Source organism: Streptomyces sp. AP-93 (assembly GCF_022808175.1).
In the GTDB taxonomy this organism is placed as follows: domain Bacteria; phylum Actinomycetota; class Actinomycetes; order Streptomycetales; family Streptomycetaceae; genus Streptomyces.
In genome coordinates, this window is record NZ_JALGBX010000001.1 from 119,919 (window position 1) to 133,336 (window position 13,418).

Here is a 13,418-nt window from a genome sequence, read left to right on the forward strand (position 1 = left end):
CCGCGACCGCGAAGGCAGGACCACGTGCTGACCGTCGATTTCTCCCGGTTCCCGCTCGCCGCAGGCGACCGCGTACTCGATCTGGGCTGCGGCGCAGGCCGGCACGCCTTCGAGTGCTACCGGCGCGGCGCCCAGGTGGTCGCCCTCGACCGCAACGGCGAGGAGATCCGCGAGGTCGCCAAGTGGTTCGCCGCGATGAAGGAGGCGGGTGAGGCCCCGGCCGGCGCCACCGCCACCGCCATGGAGGGCGACGCCCTCGCGCTGCCCTTCCCCGACGAGTCCTTCGACGTCGTCATCATCTCCGAGGTGATGGAGCACATCCCCGACGACAAGGGCGTCCTCGCCGAGATGGTCCGCGTCCTGAAGCCCGGCGGGCGCATCGCCATCACCGTGCCGCGCTACGGCCCCGAGAAGATCTGCTGGGCGCTGTCCGACGCCTACCACGAGGTCGAGGGCGGCCACATCCGCATCTACAAGGCGGAGGAACTGCTCGGCAAGATGGAGTCCGCGGGCCTCAAGCCGTACGGAACCCACCACGCGCACGGCCTGCACTCGCCGTACTGGTGGCTCAAGTGCGCCTTCGGCGTCGACAACGACAAGGCGCTGCCCGTCAAGGCGTACCACAAGCTCCTGGTCTGGGACATCATGAAGAAGCCGGCGCTGACCCGGCTCGCGGAGCAGGCCCTGAACCCGGTCATCGGCAAGAGCTTCGTCGCCTACGCCACCAAGCCGCACCTCCCCGTGGACGCGGCAGCGGCCGTGGCCGGGGCCGCGGCCGTGGGCGCCGCACAGTGAGCTCTCCCGGGCGCACCGCACCCGAACACCTGGTCCTGGACGGCGTGCTGACCGCCGACCAGGCCGCCGCCACCGTCGCCGGGATCCTCGCCGCGCAGCGCGCCGACGGGGCCATCCCCTGGTTCCGCGGGCACCACCTCGACCCGTGGGACCACACCGAGGCCGCGATGGCCCTCGACGCGGCCGGCGAGCACGAGGCCGCCGAGCGGGCCTACGACTGGCTGGTCCGCCACCAGAACGACGACGGCTCCTGGTACGCGGCCTACGCCGACCGCGAGGACGGGGTCGACACCCGCGAGCCGCAGGACGCGAGCCGGGAGACCAACTTCGTCGCGTACCTCGCCGTCGGCGTCTGGCACCACCACCTGTCCACCGGCGACGAGGCCTTCCTCGACCGGATGTGGCCCGCCGTCTACGCGGCCGTCGAGTTCGTCCTGCGGCTCCAGCAGCCGGGCGGCGAGATCGGCTGGAAGCGCGAACCCTCCGGCGAGGACGTCTCGGACGCGCTGCTGACCGGCTCCTCCTCCATCCACCAGGCGCTGCGCTGCGCGCTGGCCATCGCCGAGTACCGGGGCGATCCGCAGCCGGACTGGGAACTGGCCGCGGGCGCCCTCGGGCACGCGATACGCCGGCACCCGGAGCGGTTCCTCGACAAGTCCCGCTACTCCATGGACTGGTACTACCCCGTCCTCGGCGGGGCGCTGACCGGCGCGGAGGCGAAGGCCCGGATCGAGGAGCGGTGGGAGGAGTTCGTCGTCCCGGACCTCGGCGTACGGTGCGTGTTGCCGAACCCCTGGGTGACCGGCGGGGAGTCCTGCGAACTGGCGCTCGCGCTGTGGGCGACGGGGGAGTCGGACCGGGCCCTGGAGATCCTGCGCTCGATCGGCCACCTGCGGGCCGACAACGGCATGTACTGGACCGGGTACGTCTTCGACGACCGGGCGGTCTGGCCCGTGGAGCAGACCACCTGGACGGCGGGCTCGCTCCTCCTCGCGGTGGCCGCCCTGGGCGGCGACGAGGCCACCGGCACGGTCTTCGGCGGGCTGACGCTGCCGGCCGGCCTGGAGCCGGACTGCTGCGCCGATACGCCCGCCTGAGTACGGCCCGCCCCCCGGCCCGTGCCGGGGGACGGACACCGGCCGGGCCGGCCGGGGGTGGTGGGCGCGCCGGTCAGCGGCGGTAGAGCCGGCCCGCGACGGCGTGACCGATGACCAGGTAGGCGACGGCCGCGATGCCGTAGCCGATCACCACCTGGACCCATGCGCGGTGGAAGGTGAACAGGTCGTACGACCAGCCGGCGAGCCAGGTCGCGGCGTCGTGGACGAAGTCCACCAGGGCGTTGCCCTGGTTGGCGTCCAGCAGGTACAGCAGGATCCACAGGCCGATGACGAAGGCCATGACGTCCGCCACGACCGCGACGGCACGGCCCGCCCGGCTGCTTCCTCTGGTGTGCACTCGCGTGTGTGTGGGCATGCCGCGCGTCTTGCCGCTCCCGGGCCGGGCAAACCCGTACGCGTGAACCCGAACGGGTCCCCCGGGTGGCGGAGTCGGGTGGCCGGGGTGAGGCTGCGGGGGACGCCTCAGTCCCCGGAGGAAACCCGTGTCCGTACCCACCACAGCCGTCCGCTTCCGCCGTGCCCTCACGGCGGTGCTCCTGTCCTGTGCCCTGCTCGGCGGCGCCACCGCCTGCGGCTCGGGCGGTGGCGACAGGACCGCCGCCGGTCAGGCCGACGAGGTCTCGGTGGCCATGGCCGCGTTCGCCGAGGCCGACGCGGCGGCCTCCGCGGAGGACGCGGAAGCGGCCGCCGCCACTCCCTCGGCCAGCACCCCGGAAGAGAAGCAGAAGTTCGCCAAGACCCGCTTCGTCGCCAACGCGGGGCTCGCGGCCGGCGCCACCTACCAGTGGATCATCAAGCCGTACCGCGACGGCAAGTTCAAGAAGGGCGCCAAGGGCCGCACCTTCGCCCTGGTCAAGGCGGGCCTCGCGGGCGCCTTCGCCTACAACCGGCTGAAGGCGGCCACCGAGAACGCCAAGGGCGACCCGCTGCTGTCGAAGGCCGTGGGCCCGCTGACGGCGGGCATCGACTCCCTCAAGGGGCTCGGCTCCAAGCTGCGCAAGGGCCAGGCGGGCGACGCCGACATCAGCGCCTTCGAGGACGTCATCAACGGCGTCAAGGAGGCCGGGAAGAGCGCGGGCGCCACGGTGACCGACAAGATCCCGAGCGCCGGGCAGCTGACCGGCTGAGCGCAGCCGCCGCCTTCCCGATGCCGCAGCCCCGGAACAGGCCGGACCGGAACATTCCGGTCCGGCCTGTTCCACCTGTTTGAATGGGCCGGTGATCGAGTACGTGGTCCTCGCCGGCGCCGCCGCCGCAGCCGGCTGGCTGATGCGCCGCAAGCACCTCCGGCGCCAGGCCGTCGGGCCCGTGCCCGGCATCCCGTGCATGGCCCGGCAGCCCGCGGGCACCGGCCGCTGGCGCAGCGGCCGGGTCTACGCCGACCAGGGCGCGGCCCGCTGGGTGCCCGGCCGGGGCGAGCCCGTGACCTTGACCGGAGCCCGCGCCACCGGCGTACGGGCGCCCTCCGTGAAGGAGGGCATCTCCATCAACCCGGGCTCGCGCATCGTGACCGTTGAGTTCGCGGGAGACGAGCGCGGAGCCTCCGGCGGCATGGAGATCGCCGTGATGCCGCTGGACCTGCGGGAGCTGCTGGCCGCGGTGGAGCAGGCGGACGGCGGGACGGCAGAGACGGCAGAGGCGGCAGAGACGGAAGGGACGGAAGGGACGGCTTAGGTCGTCTCTTCGTCGCGACGCCCGCCGCGGTAGCGCCCGGGCGGGATCCCGTAGGTCCGTTTGAAGGCGTGGGCGAAGGAGTACTCCGAGGTGTAGCCGGAGCGGGCCGCCAGGACCGACAGGGGTGTGTCGGTGGTGCGCAGCAGGCGCGCGGCCGTGGTCATGCGCCACCACGTCAGGTAGGCGAGCGGCGGCTGCCCGACGCGTTCGTGGAACCGGCGGGCGAAGGCGGCCCGCGACAGTCCGGCCCGCGCCCCCAGGGAGGCGACCGTCCAGGGGCGGTCCGGTTCGGCGTGGATGGCCGCCAGCGCGGCGCCGACGGCGGGGTCGACGAGCGCCGCCGCCCAGCCCGTCCGCCCGGCCTCCCCGGCGGCCCCGCCCGGCCCGGAAACCCCGCCCACGTGCGCCCGCAGCACGTACAGCAGCAGCACGTCCAGCAGGGCCGGGAGCAGCGTGTCCGTCCCCAGCCCGGGCTCCTGCGCCTCCCGGGCCAGCAGGGCCACCGCCTCGGCCGCGCCGGGCTGTCCGCCCGGCAGGTGGAGCACCTCGGGGAGTTCCCGCAACAGCGGATGCGCGTGCTCCGCCTCGATCCGGTACCCGCCGCACAGGGTCACGGTGACCGGCCCGGCGCCCGGCTCCCCGACGGTGTCCCGGACGAGCAGGGCGGGTTCGCGGTCGGGCTCCCAGCGGGGTTCGGCCGGCTCGGCCGACGGCTCGCCGAGCAGTGTGTACCCGTGCCCGTGCGGCAGGAACAGCACGTCCCCGGCGTTCAGACGGACCGGCTCCGAGGCGGTCGCCAGCAGGCAGCTCCCGCTGAGCACCACCTGGAAGCCCGCCGACCCGGGGACCGCGGGGAACCGCTGGCCCCAGGGCGCGTGCCACCGTACGAGCGCCGACGTGGGCCTGCCCGTACGCATGAGCGCGATGACATCGCTGAGTACGTCCACGCCCGGCAGCTTAGACGGATGCGCAGGAAACATGGATCTTCACGCATGGATCGTCTTCCGCCCGGCTCATAGCGTGGGGGCATGAACGAAACCCGACAGAACGAAACCCGACAGCCCGCCGCCACGATGCGCGCGGCCCGCGTCCACGCCTACGGAGGCCCCGCCGTCATCCGCCACGAGGAGGTGCCGGTCCCCGTCCCGGCTCCCGGCGAGGTTCTCGTGGAGGTGGCGGCCACCTCCTTCAACCCGTCCGAACTCGCCCTGCGCGCCGGGCTGCTGCGGCAGGTCCTGCCCCTGGACCTGCCGTACGTCCCGGGCTGGGACCTGGCGGGCACGGTCGTCGCCACGGGGGAGCGGGTGATCGGCCGGCTGGACTCGGGCGGAGCCGCCGCCCCGTACGTGTCCGTCGCCCCCGACCTGCTGGTCCCGGCCCCCCGCTCCCTCCCCCTCGCGGCCGCGGCGGCGATCCCGGTGGCCGGCCTGACGGCCTGGCAGGCGTTGTTCGAGGCGGCGGGGATCGGCCGGGGCAGCCGGATCCTGATCAACGGGGCCGGCGGGGGCGTGGGCGCCTTCGCCGTGCAGCTCGCACGCTGGGCCGGGGCCACCGTCGTGGCGACCGCGAGCCCGCGCAGTGCGCCGGCGGTGCGGCGGTACGGGGCGCAGCGGGTGATCGACCACACGGCCGGCCCGCTCCGCGCGGCCCTGGAGGGCGAACCGCTCGACGCCGTGCTCAACCTGGCCCCGCTCGGCCCGGCGGCCGCCGCCGCCCTGCCGGCCCTCCTCGGCCCGGGCGGCGTGGCGGTCTCCGTGGCGACTCCGATCCCCGGCGGCATCCACCTGGTGGCCCGCCGGGACACCGGGCAGCTCTCGCGGCTGGTCGCACTGGTCGACGCGGGCGACCTGGAGGTCGCCCCCGCCGCGGTCCGCCCGCTGGCCGACCTGGCCGACGTACACGCGGAAGCGGAAGCGGGAACTCTCGTCCGCGGAAAGACGATCCTGGTTCCGGACGCGAGCCGGCGTGCATCCCTCTGACGGGCCGGAACCTAGCTGTTCAGCTCCGCCAGGACCCGCAGGGTGTGCGGGTCGGGGGCGGTCAGGAGCAGGTCGGTCACCGGACCCTTGCGCCACAGCTCCAGGCGTTCGGCGATCCGCTCCCGCGGTCCGACCAGGGAGATCTCGTCCGCGAAGGCGTCCGGGACGGCCATGACGGCCTCTTCCTTGCGCCCGGCCAGGAACAGCTCCTGGATCCGGTGCGCCTCCTCCTCGTAGCCCATCCGGCCCATGAGGTCGGCGTGGAAGTTGCGTGCCGCGTGCCCCATCCCGCCGATGTAGAAGCCCAGCATCGCCTTCACCGGGAGGAGTCCCTCCGCGACGTCGTCGCAGACCTTCGCCCGGGCCATCGGAGCGATCATGAACCCTTCGGGGAGCTCGGACAGCGAGGCCTGGTAGACGTCCGTGCGGGTCGGCGACCAGTAGAGGGGGAGCCAGCCGTCCGCGATGCGGGTGGTCTGGGCGATGTTCTTCGGGCCCTCCGCGCCGAGCAGGAGCGGCAGGTCGGCCCGCAGCGGGTGGGTGATGGGCTTGAGCGGTTTGCCGATGCCGGTGCCGTCCGCGCCCCGGTACGGGTGGCTGTGGAAGCGGCCGTCCAGCGCGACCGGGGCCTCGCGGCGCAGTACCTGGCGGATGACGTCCACGTACTCCCGGGTCGCCGTCAGCGGGCTGGAGGGGAAGGGGCGCCCGTACCAGCCCTCGACCACCTGCGGGCCGGACAGGCCGAGGCCCAGCATCATCCGGCCGCCGGACAGGTGGTCCAGGGTCAGGGCCTGCATCGCGGTGGCGGTCGGAGTGCGGGCGGCCATCTGCGCGATGGCGGTGCCCAGGCGGATGCGCGAGGTGTGCGCGGCGATCCAGGTGAGCGGGGTGAAGGCGTCCGAGCCCCAGGCCTCGGCGGTCCACACGGAGTCGTAGCCGAGGTTCTCGGCTTCGGCGGCGAGGTCGAGGTGGTCCGGATTGGGGCCGCGGCCCCAGTAGCCGAGTGCGAGTCCGAGGCGCATGTGACGGTCCCCTCCACGAATCTGACGATGCGTCAGGAGACTGTAGGGCAACGGCCCCCCGCCCGGAAGGGCGGGGGGCCGTTGTGCGTGAGCGCGCCCGGGGTCAGCCGCGCTGGATGCCCGAGGTGTCGTTCAGGACGCCGCGGCGGCCGTCCTGGGTCTGGGCGATCAGCGTGGCCGGACCGCGCTGCTCCACGGCCAGGTACCAGGTGCCGGGCGCGAGCTCCGCGATCGGGGCGGGGCTGCCGTCCTCGGCGAAGAGCGGGCGGGCCACCGGAACGGCGAACCAGAACGGCGTGAAGTCCGCCGCCGGGGCGGGCTGCGGGGTCGCGTCCTGCGGGGCCTGGGGCTGCTCGTGGCCGCCGCCGTAGGGCGGGACCGGCTGCGGGGCGGCCCCGTACGGCTGCGGCTCCTGGCCGCCCGGGTAGCCGTACCCGGCGCCCGGCTGCTGCTGGCCGCCGTACGGCGGGACGACGGCGGCGGCGGGCTTCGGGTCCGGGATCAGCTGCCCGGCGAGCGCGGGCACCTTCGACCCGAAGAGGGTCACGCCGGCCAGCACGGCCGTGGCGAGGAAGCCGATGACGGCGCCCGCGCCCAGGTCGGCCCCGGTCGGGCAGGTGATCAGGGCCCAGAGCGCGGACCAGGCGGCCGCGACGGAGAGCACGGTGCCCCAGGCCTGGAAGGGCAGGCCCAGGAGCTGGCGTCCGGCGGGCTGCAGGCGGGCCGCGACGAGCAGGCCGACGGCGATGAACGCGAGCAGGAAGATGCTCGGCAGCGCCAGGCGGTACACGTCGGTGTCCCACGCGCTCGGTGCGTCGACGCCGGGCGCGGAATAGAAATCGAGGAACGAGGCGATGAACAGCAGCGCCGCTGCTCCGATCACCACGCCGTCGCCTCGAGTGAGGGATCGGATGTTCACGTCTCAGGTGTCCTTCTCGGTCTCGTCGTCTCGTGGTGCCGTGGGGTGCCCGCCGTGACGCAGGGGGGCGGGCGGCACCATGGTACGGAGCTTTGCCGCGGCCGAGAGGATCGGGGCTGCGGGCCGCCCGGAGGGACGGTCCCGGTGGCCCTACCCGCCGAGGAAGCCGACGATGCCGTCCGCGATGCCCTGGGCCGCTTTCTGGCGCCACTGCGGACTCGACAGCTGTGCCGCGTCCTTGGCATCACGCATGTTGCCGCATTCGATGAACACCTTGGGCCGGGTCGAGAGGTTCAGTCCGCCCAGATCGTCGCGGACGACCAATCCGGTACCGCCGCCGAGGTAGTTGGCGGGGGCGGAACCGGTGGTCCGGGCGAAGTTCCCGGCGATCCGCTCGCCGAGCTGCCGGGACGGTCCGATGATCTTCGCGGTGTCGGCGCCGCCGCCCTTGACCTTGGCGGGGAGGATGACGTGGAAACCGCGGCTGCCGGCCGAGACCCCGTCCGCGTGGACGGAGACCACGGCGTCGGCGACGGCCTCGTTGCCGATGCGGGCGCGCTCGTCGATGCACGGGCCGAAGGGGCGTTCCTTGCCGGCCTCGTGGGTGAGGACCACCTTGAGGCCCTTGGCCTCCAGGACGGTGCGCAGGCGGCGCGACACGTCCATGCTGAACTCGGCTTCCATGTAGCCGGAGTTGGTGGTCGTGCCGGTGGTGTCGCACTCCTTGCGGTTGGTGCCGATGTCCACCTGGCGGTTGATCTCGGTGGTGTGCTTGAAGTTGCCCGTGTTGTGACCGGGGTCGATGACGACGGTGCGGCCGGCGAGGCCCTTGGCGGCGGCGGGGCTCGGCACGGTGCCGGTCCCTCCGGGGGTCGCGCCGGGGGCCGGGCTCGCGGCCGGAGCCGACGCGGAGGCCGATGCCGATGCGGATCCCGGTGCCGGGGGCGCGGAGGATGCCGCCGCCGACGCCGCGAGCGGCATCACGATCCGGGGCGGCCGCGAGTCGTCGCCGACGCCCCCGCTCAGCACCTCGGTCAGTACCCACCCGGCCAGAGCGGCCGGGGCGACCGCGGCCACCGCGACGACCAGGGTCGACCGGCGGGTGTACCAGGGCCGGTCCGGACTGATGGACGTCGAGGACTCGGGGAGCGGCGGGAGGCTTTCGTCGTAGCGCACCCGGCGATGCTAGACCGGCGGTCGGCCGGGTGTACGGACCGTGGGCCATCCGGGGGCGCGGTGCGGTTATATGCTCCGCTGACCTGTTGGGCCCCGAGCCGCCGGGCGCTGTGCGCGGGTGCGGCGCCGTTGCCGGGGGGCGCTGCCCCCGGACCCCCGCGCCTCAAACGCCGGCGGGGCTGGATTTGGCCGACGTCGCCTCCACGAGCGGGCGGGCGGGGCTGGATTTGGCCGACGTCGCCTCCACGAGCGGGCGGGTGGGGCTGGATTTGGCCGACGTCGCCTCCACGAGCGGGCGGGTGGGGCTGGGTGCGGGCCGGGTCAGATGCCCTCGCCCGTGCGGCGCAGCACGCGCAGGGAGTCGGTCACCGAGACCTCCTCGAAGGCGCCGGAGGTCAGGGCGCGCAGGTAGATGCGGTATGGGGCCTGGCCGCCGTCGGCCGGGTCGGGAAACACGTCGTGGATCACCAGCGTGCCGCCCTCGGCGACGTGCGGGGCCCAGCCCTCGTAGTCGCCCGTGGCGTGCTCGTCGGTGTGGCCGCCGTCGATGAAGACCAGGCCGAGCTTGCCGCCCCAGGCCGCTGCGACCTGCGGTGAGCGGCCGACGATCGCGATGACGTGGTCCTCCAGGCCGGCCTTGTGCAGGGTCCGGCGGAAGGTGGGCAGGGTGTCCATCAGCCCGATCTCCGGGTCGACGACGCTCGGGTCGTGGTACTCCCAGCCGGGCTGCTGCTCCTCGCTGCCCCGGTGGTGGTCCACGGTGAGCGCGCTCACCCCCGCCTCGCGGGCGGCGTCGGCGAGCAGGATCGTGGAGCGCCCGCAGTAGGTCCCGACCTCCAGCAACGGCAGCCCGAGCCGCGCCGCGGAGGCGGCCGCCTCGTACAGGGCGAGGCCTTCCCCTACGGGCATGAACCCCTTGGCGGCCTCGAAGGCGGCGAGGGTCTCCGGCTTGGGGCTGGCCATGGTGTTCCTCCTGCGGGGTGGGCGGCATGCGGCATGCGTCGGCACGCGTCGGCGTACATCGGCGTACGTCGGCGTACGTCGGCGTACGTCGGCGGCCCATGCTGCCTTACCCGCTGGTAGGACGCCATGCCCGGGCCCGCCCACCGTGTCGGAGGGCGACATGAGTTGCTGTCATCCCGTCTCAGCCGACAGTTTTACTTGTCGTTAGGGCTTGCGGCAGGTAAACATGTCACATGGATGATTCGGTATCGATCCCGACCCCCGACAGGAACGACGAGGACTTCTGGGCCACCGTCATGGCCCTGGTGGAGCCCGCCTGGAGCGAGCCCGCCGAGGACGAGGAGTTCGCGATGGACGACCAGGTGCTCGACGCGGTCCGCCCGCTGGCGCAGCGCATCTCGACGCGCGCGCAGGCCTACCGGGCCGCCGGCCGGCCCTTCGACCCCGTCCTCATGGCCGCCCCCGACGTACAACTGGCCCTGCTGCGGGCGCTCTACGAGGCCAAACGGTCCGTCGACCGGATGGCGGAGAGCGCCGCGACCGTCGCCGGCCGCAGCGGAGCCAGCTACACGCAGCTCGGCGCGGCCTGGGGCGGCATCAAGCGCCAGTCCGCCCGCCTCAAGTGGCCCCACGCGGTGGCGAAGCGGTCCGCCAGTGAGTCCATCCCGCTGCGCTACGCGGGCGGCACCGCCGTCATCCACCACGACCCGGACGCCGACGCCTGGTGGTACACCGCCGTCGCCGCGGACGGGCAGGAGGAGGAGTCGGAAGCCGTGCACCCGACCTACGCCGAGGCCATCGCCCGGGCGACCGAATTCCTCCTGGGCCACGGCCGGCCGGACGGGCCGGCTTCCTGACCCCCTTCCGGTCAGCGGCCGAAGAGACGGGAGAGGGTGCCGGTCCCCGGGCCGGCGCCGCGGCGGCGTTCGCGCAGTGCGCGGCGCAGGTCCGCGCGGGTGTCCGTGACCTCCTGGGTCAGCCAGTCGCCGCTGCCGAAGACGAAGGGGAGCCGGTGCAGCAGAGGGTTGACGAGGCTCAGCGCGCGCTCGGGATCCCCCGCCTCGCCGATGCTGCGGATCACGCGGTGAGCCACCTCCGGGTCGCCGTGTTCCACGAGCTCCTCCACGTCCGGGAACAGCCGCAGGTACAGCGGCGCGGCCGCCGCGAAGTCGCCGACCAGCCACGCGTCGTGCGCCAGCCGACGCCGTACGTCGAGCAGGATCGGCCCGTCGGAGGGCAGGGTCCGCTCCAGTCCGGGCAGCAGCGGCCCCAGCAGGGCGCGTTCGCGCTCGGCCCGCTCGGGCGTGCGGGCGTCCCACTGGCCGTCGCGGTCGTGCGCGCCGCGCTGCATCGCCGAGGCCAGGTAGTACCGGGCGGTCATGGTCACCGGGTCGTCGGGACCGAGCACCCGGACCGCCTGCTCGATGATCTCGCGCAGCTCCCCCTCGTGGCGGTGGCCGTCGCCGGGTCCGTGGGCCGCGGCTTCGCCGACGTACGCGACGCGCGCGGTGATCGTGTCGTGGTGCTCCAGGCCGAGGACCCGCACCATGCGGGGCAGGATGCGCTCCAGCTCGACGCCGGACTGCCCGCGTACGCGCACCGCCCGGTGGTAGGCGGCCCGCACCGTCAGCGGGTCGTTCGCGCCGAGCTCCTCCGTGGAGTCGGCGGCCAGCATGCCCAGCCGTTCCACGAGGTCGGCGGGGGCGTCCGTCAGAAGCCGCTCCAGGCGCCGCCGCAACAGGGCCCGGACGGGATCGTCGGCCGGCTGGGCCGCGAGGACGTGGACGGTCGGGGAGTAGGACGGCACCGGAGGCGCGGGGGAGGGGGCGGGGGAGGACGGGACCGGCCCGGGTCCGGACGGGGGCGTGAGGGCGGGCGCGGACGGTGCGCCGCCCCGGGCGAGGTCCGCGAGCCGCCGCGCCACCTCGTGCGCATCGGCGGGACGGTTCCCGGGGTCCTTGGCGAGCAGGCCGAGTACGAGGTCGTCGAGGCCGGCGGGCAGCCCCGGCCGGAGAGAGCCGGGGGACGGCGGCTCGGCCGTCAGGTGCTGGGCGAGGAGTTCGTGCATCTCGCGTGCGGGGAAGGGGCGTTCGCCGGTGAGCAGCTCCATCAGGACGCAGCCCAGGGCGTACAGGTCGCTGCGGCCGTCCACGGGGACCCCGTTCGCGCCGCCCGTCCAGCGCTCCGGGGCCATGTACGGGAAGGAGCCGATGATCATGCCGGTGCCCGTCAGCTCCGTACCGGGGCCGCCCGGGGCCTTGGCGATGCCGAAGTCGAGGACCTTCGCCACCCCGTTCCCGCCGTGCCCGCCGTTCCCGACGTGCCCGACCACCATCACATTCGCCGGCTTGATGTCCCGGTGGACGATCCCGGCGTCGTGCGCGGCCCCGAGGGCGTCCGCGATCTGCCGCGCCCAGTCCAGGGCGTCGGCGAGGGGCGGTACCCCTTCCTCCAGGACCTCGGCGAGGCTGCGTCCCCGGAGTAGCTCCATCACCAGGAAGACCGTGCTGCGCCCGGCGCGTTCGGTGCGGCCGAAGTCGTGAATGGTGGCGATGTGGGGATGGGCGAGGCTCCCGGCGAGGCTGGCCTCCCGCTCGAAGCGGCGGGTGTCCTCGTACGTCAGCGGGTACCCGATCTTGACGGCGACCCGGCGGCCCACCCGGCGGTCCGTGGCCCGCCACACCTCGCCGAACCCGCCCCGGCCGAGCAGCTCCTCCAACTCGTACCGGTCTTCGATCAGTTCCCGCACCCGCTCGTCTCCCCGCCACGATCCTCGTCCCGCCGGGGCGAAGCCTATGTCCGGCGGCGTTCCACGTGGTGAGGCCCCGGGCCGCGAACGGCCGACTCAGCACGGCCCGTGAGGAAGGCCGTCAGGCGGGCCGCGTGCGGGGGCGGGTCCGCGGGGTGCAGGAGTTCCGTGCGGTGGACCAGGCGGGGGGCGTGGACCGGGATCGCCGTGGTGCCGGGGAACGTGGCGGCCAGGGAGAGGGGGAGGGCGGTCAGGCCGTGGCCGGCGGCGGCCAGGGCGGCCAGAGCGTGCGGGTCCGTGCCGTGGTGGTGGATGCGCGGGTGGAAGCCGGGGGTGTGGCTGACCTCGCGGAGCCGGGTCAAGGGGACCGCCGTGTCGGGGGCGTCGATCCACTGCGCCTGCGCGAGGTCGGGCAGCCGGACCGAACTGCGCCGCGCCAGGGGGTGGTCGTGCGGGAAGAGCACCGCCAGGGGCTCCTCGGTGACGGCGAGGGTGACGGTGGGGCCCAGGTCCGGCAGCGGGAGGGGATCGCTGGGCGCGGCCACTCCGTCCACGAGGCCGAGGCCGGCGCGGCCGGTCAGGACCGCCTCGACCACCGCGTCCCGGCCCAGGACGTGCAGGCCGACCTCCACCGGCCCCGCGGCGCGCAGCCGGGCCAGGGCCTGTGCGAGTGCCGGCCCGAAGGCCGCGGGGGAACAGGCCAGCGTCAGCCGGGCGTCGGGTGCCCGGTGCAGGCGGGCGATGTCGGCGCGGGCCGCGTCCAGGCGCAGGAGCAGCGCGGGGGCGTGTTCCATCAGCCGGACCCCCGCCTCGGTGGGGGCGACGGGCCGCCGCTCGACCAGCCGGGCGCCCAAGTCGGCTTCGAGCGCCGCGATGTGCTGGGAGACGGCCGGCTGCGTGTAGCCGAGGACCGAGGCGGCGGTGGAGAAGGAGCGGTGTTCGAGGACCGCGACGAAGGTGCGCAGCAGATGCGGATCCATGGGCATCAGTATCGCTTATGGGAGTAGTGCGGATCATCGTTGG

At 74.3% G+C, this 13,418-nt stretch carries 14 protein-coding genes; 6 read left to right on the plus strand and 8 right to left on the minus strand.

Annotation, left to right across the window (positions count from 1 at the left end):
* The first annotated feature begins 24 nt into the window (after window positions 1-24).
* Window positions 25-795, plus strand: a complete 771-nt coding sequence (locus tag MTF69_RS00555) for a class I SAM-dependent methyltransferase (protein ID WP_243329504.1) — start codon at window positions 25-27, stop codon at window positions 793-795.
* Window positions 792-1,892, plus strand: coding sequence for a prenyltransferase (locus MTF69_RS00560; protein ID WP_243329506.1), 1,101 nt, complete (start codon window positions 792-794; stop codon window positions 1,890-1,892). The genes MTF69_RS00555 and MTF69_RS00560 overlap by 4 nt, the downstream gene beginning before the upstream one ends.
* A 73-nt stretch (window positions 1,893-1,965) precedes the next feature.
* Here MTF69_RS00560 and MTF69_RS00565 read toward each other — a convergent pair whose 3' ends face one another.
* The gene (locus tag MTF69_RS00565) at window positions 1,966-2,268 is read right to left on the minus strand and encodes a hypothetical protein (RefSeq protein WP_243329508.1); all 303 of its coding nucleotides are present in this window, start codon (window positions 2,266-2,268) and stop codon (window positions 1,966-1,968) included.
* A gap of 274 nt (window positions 2,269-2,542) precedes the next feature.
* Between MTF69_RS00565 and MTF69_RS00570 the strand changes: the two genes are divergently transcribed.
* Window positions 2,543-3,040 (plus strand): hypothetical protein, encoded by a 498-nt coding sequence (locus tag MTF69_RS00570; RefSeq protein WP_374321997.1) that lies wholly within the window; start codon window positions 2,543-2,545, stop codon window positions 3,038-3,040.
* A gap of 91 nt (window positions 3,041-3,131) precedes the next feature.
* Window positions 3,132-3,587 (plus strand): hypothetical protein, encoded by a 456-nt coding sequence (locus MTF69_RS00575; protein WP_243329513.1) that lies wholly within the window; start codon window positions 3,132-3,134, stop codon window positions 3,585-3,587.
* Here the strand turns inward: MTF69_RS00575 and MTF69_RS00580 are convergent.
* Window positions 3,584-4,534, minus strand: coding sequence for an AraC family transcriptional regulator (locus tag MTF69_RS00580; RefSeq protein WP_243329515.1), 951 nt, complete (start codon window positions 4,532-4,534; stop codon window positions 3,584-3,586). The genes MTF69_RS00575 and MTF69_RS00580 overlap by 4 nt on opposite strands.
* Before the next feature lie 81 nt (window positions 4,535-4,615).
* Between MTF69_RS00580 and MTF69_RS00585 the strand changes: the two genes are divergently transcribed.
* Window positions 4,616-5,566, plus strand: a complete 951-nt coding sequence (locus MTF69_RS00585; RefSeq protein ID WP_243329516.1) for an NADP-dependent oxidoreductase — start codon at window positions 4,616-4,618, stop codon at window positions 5,564-5,566.
* 11 nt (window positions 5,567-5,577) lie between these two features.
* Here the strand turns inward: MTF69_RS00585 and MTF69_RS00590 are convergent, their stop codons facing one another.
* The 4 genes from MTF69_RS00590 to MTF69_RS00605 form a co-directional block, all read right to left on the minus strand.
* Complete coding sequence (locus MTF69_RS00590; RefSeq protein WP_243329517.1) at window positions 5,578-6,588, minus strand: LLM class F420-dependent oxidoreductase; 1,011 nt, start codon at window positions 6,586-6,588, stop codon at window positions 5,578-5,580.
* Window positions 6,589-6,691: 103 nt separating this feature from the next.
* Window positions 6,692-7,507, minus strand: a complete 816-nt coding sequence (locus MTF69_RS00595) for a hypothetical protein (protein WP_243329518.1) — start codon at window positions 7,505-7,507, stop codon at window positions 6,692-6,694.
* A 150-nt stretch (window positions 7,508-7,657) separates the two neighbouring features.
* The gene (locus tag MTF69_RS00600) at window positions 7,658-8,683 is read right to left on the minus strand and encodes an N-acetylmuramoyl-L-alanine amidase (protein ID WP_243329519.1); all 1,026 of its coding nucleotides are present in this window, start codon (window positions 8,681-8,683) and stop codon (window positions 7,658-7,660) included.
* A gap of 321 nt (window positions 8,684-9,004) precedes the next feature.
* Window positions 9,005-9,646 (minus strand): class I SAM-dependent methyltransferase, encoded by a 642-nt coding sequence (locus tag MTF69_RS00605; RefSeq protein ID WP_243329520.1) that lies wholly within the window; start codon window positions 9,644-9,646, stop codon window positions 9,005-9,007.
* Between the two features lie 233 nt (window positions 9,647-9,879).
* On the opposite strand from MTF69_RS00605, the gene MTF69_RS00610 reads away from it, so the two are divergent.
* Window positions 9,880-10,503 (plus strand): hypothetical protein, encoded by a 624-nt coding sequence (locus tag MTF69_RS00610; RefSeq protein ID WP_243329521.1) that lies wholly within the window; start codon window positions 9,880-9,882, stop codon window positions 10,501-10,503.
* Window positions 10,504-10,514: 11 nt separating this feature from the next.
* On the opposite strand, the gene MTF69_RS00615 is transcribed toward MTF69_RS00610, so the two are convergent.
* Together MTF69_RS00615 and MTF69_RS00620 are read right to left on the minus strand one after the other, a co-directional pair.
* The gene (locus MTF69_RS00615; RefSeq protein ID WP_243329522.1) at window positions 10,515-12,395 is read right to left on the minus strand and encodes a serine/threonine-protein kinase; all 1,881 of its coding nucleotides are present in this window, start codon (window positions 12,393-12,395) and stop codon (window positions 10,515-10,517) included.
* Between the two features lie 44 nt (window positions 12,396-12,439).
* Entirely contained in the window at window positions 12,440-13,375 is a 936-nt protein-coding gene (locus tag MTF69_RS00620) for a LysR family transcriptional regulator (protein ID WP_243329523.1), read from the minus strand.
* Between the last annotated feature and the right edge of the window lie 43 nt (window positions 13,376-13,418).

What these genes read in the sequence shown, in the direction of transcription:
- MTF69_RS00565 (WP_243329508.1), bottom strand. Translation starts at nt 2,268, where the DNA reads ATGCCCACACACACGCGAGTGCACACCAGAGGAAGCAGCCGGGCGGGC.
- MTF69_RS00570 (WP_374321997.1), top strand. Translation starts at nt 2,543, where the DNA reads ATGGCCGCGTTCGCCGAGGCCGACGCGGCGGCCTCCGCGGAGGACGCG.
- MTF69_RS00585 (WP_243329516.1), top strand. Translation starts at nt 4,616, where the DNA reads ATGAACGAAACCCGACAGAACGAAACCCGACAGCCCGCCGCCACGATG.
- MTF69_RS00590 (WP_243329517.1), bottom strand. Translation starts at nt 6,588, where the DNA reads ATGCGCCTCGGACTCGCACTCGGCTACTGGGGCCGCGGCCCCAATCCG.
- MTF69_RS00605 (WP_243329520.1), bottom strand. Translation starts at nt 9,646, where the DNA reads ATGGCCAGCCCCAAGCCGGAGACCCTCGCCGCCTTCGAGGCCGCCAAG.
- MTF69_RS00610 (WP_243329521.1), top strand. Translation starts at nt 9,880, where the DNA reads ATGGATGATTCGGTATCGATCCCGACCCCCGACAGGAACGACGAGGAC.
- MTF69_RS00620 (WP_243329523.1), bottom strand. Translation starts at nt 13,375, where the DNA reads ATGGATCCGCATCTGCTGCGCACCTTCGTCGCGGTCCTCGAACACCGC.